The sequence below is a fragment of the Candidatus Gullanella endobia genome, from assembly GCF_900048035.1.
GTDB lineage: Bacteria > Pseudomonadota > Gammaproteobacteria > Enterobacterales > Enterobacteriaceae > Gullanella > Gullanella endobia.
Map to the genome: position 1 here is coordinate 510369 of NZ_LN999832.1, position 15186 is coordinate 525554.

A 15186-nucleotide genomic window follows, 5' to 3' on the forward strand; every position below is an offset into this window, starting at 1 on the left:
ATTCATCCATGGATATTTGTAAGATCAAAGAACTGATTGAATTAATCGAAGAATCTAGTATTTTTGAGCTAGAAATCTCTGAAGGTGAAAAATCGGTTCGTATTAGTCGTGCTACAACGAAACCGACCTATCCAATGATGCAACAAGCTTATATCCCTGCGGTACAGAAAAAATCTACGTATCCTTCTGATTCAACCGATCCAGTATCAAAAACTATGAGTGGTCATTTGGTACGATCCCCAATGGTAGGAACATTTTATTGTACTCCTTCCCCAGATGCAAAACCTTTTATTAAGGTTGGTCAAAGGGTCAACATTGGTGATACACTTTGTGTAGTTGAAGCGATGAAAATGATGAATCAAATTGAATCTGATAAGGCTGGTATAGTAAAAGCTATCCTATTAGATAATGGTCAACCAGTTGAATTCGATGAACCATTAGTCTTCATCGAATAACGAGGTACCAAATGCTAAATAAAATCGTCATCGCAAACCGCGGTGAAATTGCATTGCGTATTCTACGTACATGCAAAGAACTCGGCATCAAAACAGTAGCTGTACATTCTACCGCTGATCGTGATCTAAAACATGTACTACTAGCCGATGAGGCTATCTGTATTGGCCCACCGCCTTCAATAAAAAGTTATCTCAATATTCCTGCTATTATTTCTGCAGCAGAAATTACTTGCTCAGTAGCCATCCACCCAGGTTATGGTTTTCTTTCAGAAAATGCTGATTTCGCTGAACAAGTGGAACGTTCTGGCTTTATATTCATCGGTCCTCGTGCAGAAACTATTATGTTAATGGGTAATAAAATTTCCGCTATTAGTGCGATGAAAAGAGCTGGTGTTCCCTGTATCCCCGGTTCTGATGGATCGATAGGGGAAGATATGGATAAAAATTTTGCTATCGCTAACCACATCGGTTATCCAGTAATTATCAAAGCATCTAGTGGCGGTGGTGGGCGTGGGATGCGCGTAGCACGAAGTAATAAAGAATTGGATTTCTCAATTCGTATGACCCGTTCTGAAGCAAAAGCTGCGTTCAGTAATGATGTAGTCTACATGGAAAAGTATTTGGAAAATCCACGCCATATCGAGATTCAAGTTCTAGCAGACGATCAGGGTAATGTACTTTATTTTCCTGAGCGAGACTGTTCTATTCAACGTCGTCATCAAAAAGTAGTAGAAGAAGCACCAGCTCCTGGTATTAGTAAGGAACTACGCTGTTTTATCGGTGAGTATTGCACTAAAGCTTGCATGGAAATTGGATACCGTGGCGCCGGTACTTTTGAATTTCTCTATGAAAACGGTGAATTTTTCTTTATTGAAATGAACACTCGAATTCAAGTAGAGCATCCAATTACTGAGATGATTACTGGAGTAGATCTTATCAAAGAGCAGTTACGAATCGCTTCTGGACAATCTATCTTTCTAAAGCAGGATGAAGTAAGAGAATATGGTCATGCGATAGAATGTCGTATTAATGCTGAAGATCCTATTAACTTTCTTCCAAGTCCAGGAAAAATTACTGCATTCCATGCACCAGGTGGTTTTGGTGTACGTTGGGAATCTCATATTTATACTGGTTATTCAGTACCACCTTATTACGATTCGATGATTGGTAAACTTATTTGCTTTGGTGAAACGAGGGATGTAGCTATTGCTCGTATGAAAAATGCACTGACAGAGCTGATTATCGATGGTATCAAAACTAATATCGATCTGCATTTAAAAATTATGAATGACGAAAATTTCCAACGGGGTGGAACTAATATCTACTATTTGGAGAAAAAACTCTCACTATAGGAAAATTGAGTATTAAAGCAAGAATGCTTGTACTTTAATACAATATGTTTAAATTAATTAAAATTAGTTATTTTTCTATAGTTGTTCTAAGCAATCAATAGACGGTTTAAGTTATGATAATAATTATTACTGGCAATTACATCAATCTTAACTCTTTTGTTAACAGACCTAATATAACCTTATAAATATAGTTAAACATGTCTTCAACTGCATTATATCATCAATATTTAATAAAATTTAGTAATTTAATTAGTGCTATTAATATTAAAATTACTAGAATTTCTAGCTGAAAATCGCTTTTAAATGTTACATCACTATTATCGCTATTGTTACTACAATTTTATATATTAACCAATTTAATATATAAAAATATTAGATTTATTAAAATAATAAGTTAAATTTTAATATGGTATAATAGTAATAAATCTAGTATTTAAGCGATGTAAGATATTATATCTTACTGGACTAAATAAAGTGGTATAAAAACCGTTTTTAATATTATTACAATCGTTATACAACTTAATAATTTATCTAAAGAGTTTTATACCATAAAATTGGAACTATTAATTCTTTTAATTAAACTTTTCCTGTCAAAAAAATAAAACTAGAGAAACAAGAGAATATTCAGGCAATTGAATAGTATATATTCAAGTTTTATTATTTCTAATAAAATCAATGCTTTTTTCTAAAACAAGTTAAGGTAATGCCAAATTACAGCAAAGGAAAATATGCTCATAATAAGGTGATAGGTCGAATACTTGCTATTAATTTTATATTTTGCGCGTCAATTAGACAAGATCAATTATTTTTGATAATATATATTAAAATTATAAACTTTTGTTATCTAGGCAATAAAAGTTTATAATCAAAATTGCATGTCATAATTTTTACAAGTGTATATTATATAATTTGAGAAAAAATTAATGTTGTATAAAATATTAACAGACATCTAGAAGCGTTGAAGCGTACTTTATAAATTTTTCATAACAAAAAGAGCAAATAAAATTATGTTCGAACAACACGTAAATTCTGACATATTAATTATTCCAACCATTAATTCTCAAAATCAGGTAATAAAAAAACCTCTGCGTGATTTTATAAAACAAGCAATGAAGAATTATTTCTCTCAACTAAAGACTGAAGATGTGAACGACCTTTATGAACTGGTATTATCTGAAACAGAACAGCCTTTATTAGATATACTCATGCAACATACGCGCGGCAATCAAACTCGCGCAGCACAAATTATGGGAATAAATCGTGGTACTTTACGTAAAAAATTAAAAAAATACGGTATGAATTAATAAAATTAATTATTTTATTTTTATAATAAATTTTATCAATACTTATAAGTATTGATAAAAATGCTATTTAATAATAGAACTATAGTGCTTATCACTATAGCTTGAGTTAATAAAAAACAAATTTCATAATAATGTAACAATAATTAAAGCAAAAATTAATAATAGTAAAAACTGTATTTAATACCAGAAGCAAACATACGACATAAATGCCTGGCAGTTCCCTACTCTCGCATGGGGAAACCCCAAACTACCATCGGCGCTACGACGTTTCACTTCTGAGTTCGGCATGGGATCAGGTGGGACCATCGCGCTTTTGCCGCCAGGCAAATCTTATTCTATATAGAATATCATCTGTTTATTGCTTATCGGCTTATCGCAATTTTTTTGCAAAACAGATTAAAATCAAGGTATACTTATTACTTAATAATAAGTATCGTCCCCTAGGGGATTCGAACCCCTGTTGCCGCCGTGAAAGGGCAGTGTCCTAAGCCACTAGACGAAGGGGACTCGAAAAAATTAACATAAACACAGAAAAATTGTTAGTTAATCTATATATTAACTAATTACTCAAAGTATCAGTTATAAGTTCCTTTGTATAGCTATTTTATTATAATCATTATTACGAATAACAAAAATTTTTCTAAAAATTAGAGATTTTCTACAACTAGAACATTCCGAGAATGCGTTTATAATAAATTTTGAATACTAGATTTTATATATTTTCATTGCAGAGTCAAGCTTTTATTTTCTATATAATAACTTAAACTCAATTGAATCAGTGTAATAAGATTATCTCTTTTCAAGATTTTCTTGACATTATACCGCTTTTATAATTATTAACAAGCATTATTTATAAATATATTTTAATTGATTTATTTTTCATCAAAAATGATAAATGATGATAAATGATTCTTCTATACACTTATAGAATAAGTCTTTTCTGCGTATAACAATATCAGAGTAGTATATAAATTAATGATTACAAATATACAGAAATAACGTAATATACTATATAAATATAGTAATAAGCCATATCTAATAAATATATAAGCGTTATAAATATTTAATTTTTTATTCTGCAATAAGCATTAATACAGAAATACAGACTTTTATATTGTTATGTTTATAAATTTTTACCAATTTAATTATCGAAACTATAGAGATTAATAATTACTTTAATTGCGATTTTTCCATAAAATAATTTTAGCTAATAGTCCAATTATTTATTAATACTAGAATCAATTTAAACACTAATATTTTTTAAATAAAATATTAGTGTTTAAATATCGCTTTTATTGATATTTTATAAAAATAAAAGAACAAATATAAATAAAATCATATAACTAAAAGATACCTATCTAATATACAGAAAGAAATTATACTAATACCAATATAAAATCAATATAAAATATTTAGTATAGCATATACACTATAAGAAAATATTTATAATTTTTAATTATGTTTAAATTAATTTCTTTAAAATTATTAAAAATTATTTTTTGAATAATAGTTTTTCGTTTAATTAAAATTAATAAGAATTAATAATAAATAAAGTTAAACAGATATATTATATATAATTATTATCTAATACTCATTTCTCAAAGAGACAAGTAATTTTATTATCTAAAATAGACTATAAGATTAATATTGAATGATTCAGTTTTACTTTATAGTAATATTTTCTTCGAAACATATATTGTTAGTTCTATTTTTTAAAATAGTTATTACTTTTTATCTGAAAGTAAGAGAAATTACTTAATTTTATATTTTTCTAATATTTAAGATGTATAGGAATTCACTTAAATTTAAAAACATTTTTTGATAAAATTCATGATATCTCTGTATCTCCTAGAATAAATTTCAATATAGCTGATAGTTGGTTAGAGATGCATTTATAATGCGTTAGTCTTATCACTATTATGCACGTACGAATAGAAAATAAAAATCAGGCATTATTACCTAAATATAACTAAATTTTAGATTTAAACAGATAGATTACATTATATATTACTTTAATAGTTTTTTCTGAAAAGAAATATAAGCTATGTATTAAAATACGTATTGATAATATATAAATATTTATAAAATATATTAATCTGCTGAGACTGTAATCTTATTTTATAAGTCGTCTCAGTCATTATAGGAAAAAGAATTCTAGATAGAATCCAATATGTTTTAATTATATTATGCTATTTTGTTAAGATATAGATTGAATATAAACATTCTATAATAATCTAAAATTAATAGAAAATTAAGCTATAAGAGATATGTAGTTACTGGTTACTTTTACTAACAAAACTAGTAAGTTACCGAAGAATATTAAGATATTTCTAGAGTAGTTAATGATAAAAATATTTTTAATATTTACGTTTATCTCCTATGTTAATAGGAGTTTAAGTTTGTAATTAGATTATGCAAATAAAAATATTTATATAATTTTACATTGTAAAATGTCTGATTAAAAAGCAAATACAACCAATATTTGTCTAATGTATAATTTATATATATTATATACTTATAGATTCTTATAATAGAAAATACTATCCTATATCATCGAAGATCACTTATTATTTATAGTTTAAACGGATCTATAATTTCTTATATAAATTAATAAATAGTTAACAAATATGTAATTACTATTTTAGTAGTAGAGATTACTATATATCTTTAAATATTAAATCCTTCTTTAATTTCCTTCGGAATTTATGAACTTATATCTTAATTAAATGACGGAGAATCCTATTCTCTAATTTTTATTTAAATCCTATATTTTCACGTGAGGTGATTTACTATGTTTTATCCTGATCACTTTGATGTTATCATTATTGGTGGTGGTCATGCTGGTACTGAAGCGGCAATGGCATCGTCACGAATTGGATGTAAAACCTTGCTTCTGACTCATAATATTAATACGATTGGAGAAATGTCCTGTAACCCAGCAATCGGTGGTATAGGAAAAGGACATTTGCTAAAAGAAATCGATGCTATGGGTGGTCTAATGGCTCAGGCTATTGATAAGGCTGGTATCCAATTTAGGGTACTAAATGCTAGTAAAGGACCTGCAGTCAGAGCTACCCGTGCACAAGCGGATCGTATACTTTATAAGCGAGAGATACGAAGCGCACTAGAGAATCAACCTAATCTAGTAATCTTACAACAAGTAGTTGAGAATCTAATTCTAAAAGATAACAACGTAATTGGAGCAGTAACTCAAATAGGGATAAAATTTATTGCCCGTGCTGTTGTTCTAACCATGGGAACTTTTCTTGATGGCAAGATCTATATCGGTATGGATCATTATAGCGGTGGACGGGCAGGTGATCCGTCTTCAATTTCTCTCTCTCATCATCTACGTGAGTTGCCTTTTCGAGTAAATCGATTAAAAACTGGTACACCACCACGTATTGATGCGCACAGTATTAATTTTTCACAACTAACAATACAACACAGTGATAATCCATTACCTGTTTTTTCATTCCTAGGCTCAGTAGATCAGCATCCTCGTCAAATTCCCTGCTATATTACCTATACTAATAAGAAAACCCATGAAATCATCCGACAGAACTTAGATCGTAGTCCTATGTATACTGGTATCATTGAAAGCGTAGGTCCGCGTTATTGTCCATCCATTGAAGATAAAGTGATGCGATTTGCTGATCGTCATTCCCATCAGATCTTTCTTGAACCAGAAGGACTAACAAGTAATGAAATTTATCCTAATGGTATCTCAACAAGCATGCCATTCGATGTTCAAATGAAAATTATTCATTCTATTTCCGGATTAGAGAATGCACGCATTGTTCGTTTTGGTTATGCTATTGAGTATGATTTTTTTGATCCACGTGATCTTAAGCTAACGTTGGAAAGTAAACTAATCAATGGATTGTTTTTTGCAGGACAAATTAACGGTACTACCGGATATGAAGAGGCTGCTGCACAAGGCATGCTAGCTGGTTTAAACGCAGCTCGGTTAGCCACAGAGAAAGATGGTTGGTTTCCGCGACGTGATCAAGCCTATCTCGGTGTTTTAGTAGATGATTTATGTACTTTAGGTACTAAAGAACCCTACCGCATGTTTACTTCTCGCGCTGAATATCGACTACTATTACGGGAAGATAATGCTGATCTGCGTCTAACAGAAATTGGTCGACAATTAGGAATGGTAGACGATCTGCGTTGGGCGCGTTTCTGTTCCAAACAGGAACAAATTGAGTACGAGCGTCAGCGTTTACGAAACACCTGGATACATCTACATAGTGATGGAGTCGAACAGCTTAATTCATTACTTAAATCACCATTGATACGTGAAGCTAATGGTGAAGAACTTCTACGTCGTCCAGAGATAAATTATAAGCAGTTGACAAACTTTAAATATTTTAGCCCAGCGCTTACTGATATCCAGGCAGCAGAACAGGTCGAAATTCAGATTAAGTATCAAGGCTATATTGCTCGTCAGCAAGAGGAAATTACACGTAAAATACGGCATGAGCACATTTTTATTCCAACAGAAATAGATTTTAGCACTCTTTCAGGTATATCTAACGAAGTGATTGATAAACTAAATGAGCATAAACCTAATTCTATTGGTCAAGCATCACGTATTCCTGGCATTACACCAGCAGCGATTTCTATTTTGTTAATTTGGCTTAAAAAAAAGGGGCTTCTTCGCTGTAGTGTCTAATAACATTAGAAAAGTATCGATACTTATAGAGTTAACCGTAATATTATTATCGAATACTTGAGATATATTATATTCTCTAATGTGGAAGTATATTACTTTAATAAAATATCGTCTGTTTATAGCTAAATAAATAGCGCTGTTTAATCGTGAATTATCCGTAATAAGCTATTATATATTAGTGTTAACTACTATTAAATTTGTGGATAATATATATCTTTATACTGAATATATTTACCTATTTAATAGAATGATTAAATTGAAATTTGCAATTTCTAGAAAAAATTTAGATGAGGTTATAAAAAATGAATATGTATTTAAAAAATACACATTAATAAATCTTATTATTATATTAATTACAACTAATTTTTTAATTTTTATAAAACAATAATAAAACTATTAGTAATCTAATAAATGATCTAATTTATAAAATTAATTAATAATTATATATTTTGTATAGCTAAATTTTTTTTAATTAAAATTAGTTAAAAATAAAGCTTATAAAATAAATTTATATCTATTGCAATAAAATATTTAATTACACTACTATTATCTTTTTTTTAATATACATTTGATTTAAAAATTTATTATATAGATCTAGAATTTAGAAAATATTTTTATAATAAAATATATAGTATATTATAATTGCAAAATTACAAATAATAATTATATCTCATCAAGAATAATAATTCTTAAAAAATAAGCGTCATTACTCTTACTATGGGAAAAGTAAAGTTATATAATTTCTATTTTACTGAAAAAACTAATTTCGATTTCAGTAAAAGTAATAAAATATATTATTGAAGAAATATATATAATTTTATACAACGATATATATCTTATTTTTCCTAATATATTACAGTACTTAATAGCGGTACGTTCGATAGAAATAATAACCTACTAACAGTGATGTTTGACAAACTTAATTCTTAAGAAGAAAAATGTAAATAAGTAGAAATAGCAGATTAAAGAAATTAATACTAGTATTCTTATCTCTAATAAGAGAGATATAAAATATATCTATAACAGATATAAAATATAACATATAAATCTAATTTTATTTTTTATAAAAATCATTATATAGATCAGTATGAAGATTTTAAAAAATTCGGTTCAATCTACTAAAAAGATAGAAGTTGAAGGTATGAAAAATTAATTATATCCAGTTTAATTAAAGAAAATTTTTATCGGAAAACAAATTGCTCATTATTAATTAGTATGATGCTGTCTGCTCTTAACTATTTTATCTACGCGACAATATGCGACAAATTGTAATATAAAATAAGATCCATCTGTTAATAGAAATATCATACTAAAAGTAGTTTATGATCTTTTATTAAAGATATGATAATGTGATCGTTAATCTTTATACTGTTATCAAAAATATATGTAGTACTCTTAGTCTATTTACTCAGTTATACCTTAGTAAGAAGGTATGATGAAATATACATGATAATTTCGTTGAAACAATATCTCCTTTTTATTTTTGAAAAAAATAAGAATTAGGCAATTGAACGTAACTGACAAAAATAGAACATAAAAACTACTAGTACATTCTTTATTTAATAGCACTAATATTATTCATATTCGTTCGAAAACTTATTTTGTAATATTACTTTAATTAAAACAAAGTAATACTATTATAATTAAATAATTATATTAATGCATTATTAATTCCGAGCAAGATATATCAAAATTATTACTCACAGCATGTATTGCTATTTTTATTACAGTTTCTTATTCATAGCTAGAGATAATAATCAGTTTATCTTATAAAGTAGCAATTATCTATAAGTTCTGTTATTTCATACTCGTGGTACATTTGGATAGTCTATTAATTATTCTGTCTCATTTTAGTTAACAAAAATACTTTGTTATCTTAGTTTGATAATTATCTATAATATTACTAATTTTCTCTCTGATACAAGAATCTTATATAGTACTAATAACCTTGTTAGAAATTGAAATTAGTGTTCTTTCTATTAAAGAAATTAATCATGAAGTTGACAGTACTTTAATACAAGTAGCCCATCTTGGTTATCTGTATGGTATTAGATTGTATGACGTCTATGTTCTTGCATGATTGATTTTTTATATAAAATATTAATATATTACCAAAATATTAATAAACATTATTAATATTTACTAATGAGTTTCTCCTAATTAAATTACTAGTTTTTATAATAGTTAGTTAAAAACAAATATAGTTTTATCTTAATAACTAATCGAGATGAGTAGTTTACCTATTAATCTTACTATTATTAACATAATAATGTATCGCTCGTATTATTTTGTTTCTTTTTTTTATTCGGTCAATACTCATAAGAAGTAAATATATCTAATATCATATTTTCGATAAGTTAGAAATTAGAATTTTCTTCTATTTAATTTATGCATATAAACTATTCTCATAGAGCAAATCTCAAATAAATCTGATAATACCTAATATATGCTTAAAAATTTCTCTACAAGAATCGATTTATTATAAACTTACTTACCGATACAAAAACTAGAAAAAATTTTGCTAAGCAAGTCATCTGATCTAAATTCTCCTGTAATCTCGCTCAGAGATTGTTGTGCCAAACACAATTCCTCTGCTAGGAATTCGATAGTATTATAAGCATTTACTAAATGCTCTTTACCTTTTTTTAAATGAATTTCGGCAGCCTCTAGAGCATTAAGATGACGACGACGTGCTAAAAAAAAACCTCCACTATCGCTGGTAAAACCTACGCTCTGTTTTAGATGATAGCGCAATAAGTCAACATTTTCGATAGACTGTGCTGATAGTGTAATAAGTGAGTAACTATCTAATTGAACACAACCAACTTTTTCACCAGTTAGATCTGCTTTATTTCGTATCACAGTAACCGGTATCGCCGGAGGTAAATGATTAATAAAAACCGGCCATAATATATTAGGTTCATTAATGGGAGTAACAGTACCGTCTACCATAAGTATTACATGATCAGCCTGTTCAATTTCACGCCAAGCGCGCTCAATTCCGATACGTTCTACTTCATCGATAGAATCTCGTAATCCGGCAGTATCGATAATATGCATTGGTATACCATCAAAGTTGATATGCTCACATATAACATCGCGTGTTGTACCTGCAATAGCTGTAACGATTGACACTTCTCGTTTTGCCAACGTATTAAGCAAAGTAGATTTACCAGAGTTAGGCTTACCAGCAATCACTACCTTTATTCCTTCTCGTAGAAGATTACCTTGACGCGCTTCTTTTTGAAGCTTTTCTAAGCTAATAATAACATTATTTAAGCTAGTTTTTATTTTGCCTTCAAAAAGAAAATCAATTTCTTCATCGGGAAAGTTAATAATTGTTTCAATATAGGCACGTAGGTCAATAAGTGCTTCTACTAATTCATGAATACGGCTAGAAAACGAACCTTGTAGAGAGTTGATCGCTAATCGTGCAGCCTGGCTTGAGCTGGCATCTATAAGATCAGCGATGGCCTCTGCCTGAGCTAAATCCAATTTATTATTAAGAAAAGCGCGTTCTGAGAACTCGCCAGGTCGTGCAATGCGCACGCCAGGTATCTTGATGATACGTTGTAGTAATAAATCTAAAATAATTGGACTGCCATGACCTTGTAATTCTAAAACATCTTCTCCAGTAAAGGAATTAGGAGCTGGAAAAAACAGCGCAATACCTTGATCAAGAATCGTACTGTTATCAGCTCGAAAGGATAGATATTCCGCTTGACGTGGTAATGGTAGCTTATGTAACAATGTGAAGGACACTTGAGTGGTTAAGGAGCCTGAGATACGCAATATACCGATACCGCTGTTTCCTGGCGGAGTAGCAATAGCAACAATAGTATCTGTCTTTTTCATTGAATATTCACTTTCTCCTGAACAAGATAGTTACAAAAAATAAAGGCTCCATATTAATGGATGCTTATTTGAGTAAATCTCTAGCTAGATATTTACTATTACTTATTTTTTTTATTACTACTATACAGATCACGATAAATGAGCTGATTCTGGATGATAGTCACTAGATTGTTAACGGTGTAATATAATACTAGACCAGATGGAAACCAAAGGAAGAAAACAATGAAAATCATCGGAATAAAGAGCATAACTTTTTTCCGTATCGGATCAGTGACGGTAATGGGAGATATCTTCTGAATAAAAAACATTGTAATGCCCATCAAGATGGGTAGGATAAAATATGGATCTTGTGCTGATAGATCATAAATCCATAGCGCGAACGGTGCATGGCGTAATTCAATAGAACCTGATAATACGTAATACAGTGCTAAAAAGATTGGCATTTGGATTATTAATGGTAGACATCCACCTAGTGGATTGATATTTTCTGTTTTGTATAAGGCCATTATTTCCTTGCTTTGTTGTTGTTTATTATCACTTAAACGTTTGCATATTGCTACTAGTTTCGGTTTAAGCATTCGCATCTTAGCCATCGAGGTGTATTGTGCTTTTGTTAACGGGTACATGATGCTTCGAACTATAAATGTAATAATAATAATAGAAAATCCCCAGTTGCCAGTATAGTTTTGGATGAGTTTCAATAGTTTAAATATTGGTTTGGCAATAAACCATAGCCAACCATAATCAACTGCTAGATCAAAATTCGGAGCTATAAGCGCCATTTTATCTTGAATCTTAGGGCCAAGCCACAGTATAGCTTTTAGTTCACTCTTACCTCCAACTGCAACAGTAATAGGCGTAGATTTAAATCCAACTGTCACTAATCCATTTCTTAAATTCCGACTATAAAATATGTTTTTACCAGCAGTAAAAGGTATCCAGGCTGTACCAAAATATTGTTGTAGCATGGCAATCCAGCCACCATCGGTGATAACATTCAAATTTTTATTTTTTATATCTTTGAAGCTATATTTTTGATATGCATCTTCTTTAGTAGAATAAGCTATACCACGGTATGTATGTAATGAAAAGTTACTGTTACTAGTACTACGCTCCTCGGGTAAATTAATAGATTGTTTTAACTGACCGAACATTACTAAATTAAGCGGCTGTGTACTAGTATTATTAATATAATAATTAACTTTTAAAGAAAAATCACCACGTTTTAAGATAAAAGTTTTAGTGTATACCACTCCATCAAGAGCAATGTAAGTTAATGGTACGTGCAATTCAGTTTGATTATTCTCTAAAATATAGGTGTCCTGTTTTGCGGTAAATAAAGGGCGATTTTTATTAGTGGGATTATCTGGACCATTTTTTCCAATTAATCCGCTTTGCGCTTGATAGATAAATTTTGGTGATGTTTCTAATAAATGAAAAGGGTTTGGTGAATTTATTGTATCGGGATAGGGCAATAGGAAAGCTTGTTCAATATCACCGCCGCGAGTATTTATTTTTAGTAAAAGTACATCTGTTTTAACTACAATAATCTGGCTTTGTGTGTTGCTGATAGGAATATTACTACTATCCTTGTATAGTATGGTAGTATTTTCAGTCTGTTCAGTCTGTTGTGTAGTTTTAATGGTAGATACAGAAGTATACTCCATCTGCCAGGCTTGCCATATAATAAAAGATATAAACAGCAGAGCGATGACAAGAAGATTGCGTTGCGAATCCATTGTAAGTGTTCTCTGTTGTTAAAGTTTTTTTGTTGGCACGGGATTTTTGCCGCCTGGATTTAAAAGATAGCATTTTAATATACGTTTTAATATCAACCAACGACCTTTTAATATACCATGCCTGCCTATTGCTTCAATTCCATACTGGGAACAAGTTGGCTGAAACCGGCAATGAGGTTTGAGCAATATACTAATAGTAAATTGATAACCACGTATCAACCAGATTATTAATCTTGAAACTGGCGATAATAGCGGCGCCATAATTTTTCCAATTCTTTAGTCAAAACGTGATTATCTAGACTAGCCGTATTTTTCTTAGCAATGACTATAAAATCCATAGCAGACAAGTCATGTTGATGCAGACGGAAACTTTCTCGCGTTAAGCGTTTAATTCGATTACGTTCATGGGCTAATTTTACGTTTTTTTTAGAAACCGTTAAACCGATTCGAGGATGCTCCAACATATTAAAACGACTAAGGATGGTAATATTCGGAGTTCCAATCCACTGAGGTTGTTGAAAAACAAAAGCAAAATGACTTTGGGTTAATAACCGTAATTTTCGAGAAAATGCAAGTTTAACCACTCGATTATTTAACATTTTTTTTACTTAGAAGATACAGTCAAATGCACGCGACCTTTTGCACGACGATGTGTCAAAATTTGACGACCACTTTTTGTTCTCATACGGGCGCGGAAACCGTGGGAACGATTTCGTTTTAATAAGGATGGTTGGAAAGTACGTTTCATGACGATTTTCTACCAACTAAATAAAAATGATACTGACCAATAAGCAGATGTGTTTGTCAATTTGGAATAAAAAGATTTATTATCTCAATTTTATGGTATACATAAAAAGGTAGAACTGCAATAATTATTACAGTTCTTAGTCTATTTACACCGCATCTACTATCTTAAATAGCTAAGTTTGTACTGGGATCTCTATCTAGCAAAAATAGGATAAAACAAATACTTCACACAGTGAAATAATTATATAATGTTAATCAAAAAAAACAAGTATTCTGCTAAATAAAATTTTATTAGAATTAGATATCAGTAATCTGAGATAAAAATTAAAACAGGTTTTAATTATATCGATCATAAATTTAATTTTTATACAGTGTATAGATTATTAGGTAAATTATTAATCAATTAGCTACTCCATGAATAAAAAGATAAAAATTGCACTAAGAAAGTTTTATCATATAATTTATATTATAAAATTTTTAGTTGAAATACCTATAAGATATATTGAAAAATTATTTAAAGTAGTTTACAGGTTGTATTGCTGTAATCTGTATTAAAATATTTTTAAGTTATATAGTTTTATTTTTATTAGTTTTTCTATAAAAAAATCCAATTTATCAGTAATTTTTTTAAGTTAAAATTTGAACAATATCAATATATTAATAAATCTTTTCAAGGTTACTATAAGATTATCTTAACCTCTAATAGCTATTAATTATAAAGAGATAATTAAATAATAAGATTAAATAAAATCTCGCTTCTTTTAGTTAAGAAATAGTAGTTATTACTTTACTTTAATTTAAATCGCATATATTGATAAAGAAAAATAATAAAAAGTAATCTAACCATTATAAAAATATTATTTTATTATCAAATACTTGCATTTTATCTTTGTTAAATTACAAAAGCACTAAATCTTATTATTAATAATTATAACTTTACTAGTAGGAGAAGATTATTATTGATTTTTATATAAAGTGTTATTAAATTTACTGATGTTATAGAGAAATATTATCGCTATCGATAATATCAAAAAATAGTATTTAAATATCATA

10 protein-coding genes, 1 tRNA gene and 1 rRNA gene are annotated in these 15186 nt (G+C 29.2%); 5 read left to right on the top strand and 7 right to left on the bottom strand.

From position 1 onward, the window contains the following. Positions 1-8: 8 nt before the first annotated feature. The 3 genes from accB to fis all read left to right on the top strand — a co-directional run bounded on the left by accB (position 9) and on the right by fis (position 3111). Positions 9-455, top strand: a complete 447-nt coding sequence (gene accB / locus FVIR_RS01400) for an acetyl-CoA carboxylase biotin carboxyl carrier protein (protein ID WP_067498009.1) — start codon at positions 9-11, stop codon at positions 453-455. Positions 456-466: 11 nt separating this feature from the next. Then, entirely contained in the window at positions 467-1807 is a 1341-nt protein-coding gene (gene accC / locus FVIR_RS01405) for an acetyl-CoA carboxylase biotin carboxylase subunit (RefSeq protein WP_067498012.1), read from the top strand. 1007 nt (positions 1808-2814) lie between these two features. Continuing rightward, the gene (gene fis, locus FVIR_RS01410) at positions 2815-3111 is read left to right on the top strand and encodes a DNA-binding transcriptional regulator Fis (protein ID WP_067498015.1); all 297 of its coding nucleotides are present in this window, start codon (positions 2815-2817) and stop codon (positions 3109-3111) included. Between the two features lie 208 nt (positions 3112-3319). Here the strand turns inward: fis and rrf are convergent. Together rrf and FVIR_RS01420 are read right to left on the bottom strand one after the other, a co-directional pair. After that, positions 3320-3435, bottom strand: a 5S ribosomal RNA gene (rrf, locus tag FVIR_RS01415). 110 nt (positions 3436-3545) lie between these two features. Further along, positions 3546-3618, bottom strand: a tRNA-Glu gene (locus FVIR_RS01420). Positions 3619-5902: 2284 nt separating this feature from the next. Here FVIR_RS01420 and mnmG point away from each other — a divergent pair. After that, positions 5903-7792 carry a tRNA uridine-5-carboxymethylaminomethyl(34) synthesis enzyme MnmG gene (gene mnmG, locus FVIR_RS01425; RefSeq protein ID WP_067498018.1) on the top strand — a complete coding sequence of 630 codons (1890 nt, stop codon included), beginning with the start codon at positions 5903-5905 and terminating at the stop codon, positions 7790-7792. Positions 7793-9740: 1948 nt separating this feature from the next. Continuing rightward, positions 9741-9872 carry a hypothetical protein gene (locus tag FVIR_RS02740; RefSeq protein WP_269447253.1) on the top strand — a complete coding sequence of 44 codons (132 nt, stop codon included), beginning with the start codon at positions 9741-9743 and terminating at the stop codon, positions 9870-9872. Between the two features lie 407 nt (positions 9873-10279). Here the strand turns inward: FVIR_RS02740 and mnmE are convergent, their stop codons facing one another. From mnmE to rpmH, 5 genes are all read right to left on the bottom strand, one after another. After that, positions 10280-11647 carry a tRNA uridine-5-carboxymethylaminomethyl(34) synthesis GTPase MnmE gene (gene mnmE, locus FVIR_RS01430; protein ID WP_067498021.1) on the bottom strand — a complete coding sequence of 456 codons (1368 nt, stop codon included), beginning with the start codon at positions 11645-11647 and terminating at the stop codon, positions 10280-10282. A 98-nt stretch (positions 11648-11745) separates the two neighbouring features. Continuing rightward, complete coding sequence (yidC, locus tag FVIR_RS01435) at positions 11746-13386, bottom strand: membrane protein insertase YidC (protein ID WP_067498024.1); 1641 nt, start codon at positions 13384-13386, stop codon at positions 11746-11748. 18 nt (positions 13387-13404) lie between these two features. Further along, positions 13405-13647: a membrane protein insertion efficiency factor YidD gene (yidD, locus tag FVIR_RS02645; protein WP_067498027.1), complete on the bottom strand. Its 243-nt coding sequence runs from the start codon at positions 13645-13647 to the stop codon at positions 13405-13407. Further along, positions 13614-13970 (bottom strand): ribonuclease P protein component, encoded by a 357-nt coding sequence (gene rnpA, locus FVIR_RS01445; RefSeq protein WP_067498640.1) that lies wholly within the window; start codon positions 13968-13970, stop codon positions 13614-13616. The genes yidD and rnpA overlap by 34 nt, the downstream gene beginning before the upstream one ends. Before the next feature lie 20 nt (positions 13971-13990). After that, the gene (gene rpmH / locus FVIR_RS01450; RefSeq protein ID WP_067498030.1) at positions 13991-14134 is read right to left on the bottom strand and encodes a 50S ribosomal protein L34; all 144 of its coding nucleotides are present in this window, start codon (positions 14132-14134) and stop codon (positions 13991-13993) included. Between the last annotated feature and the right edge of the window lie 1052 nt (positions 14135-15186).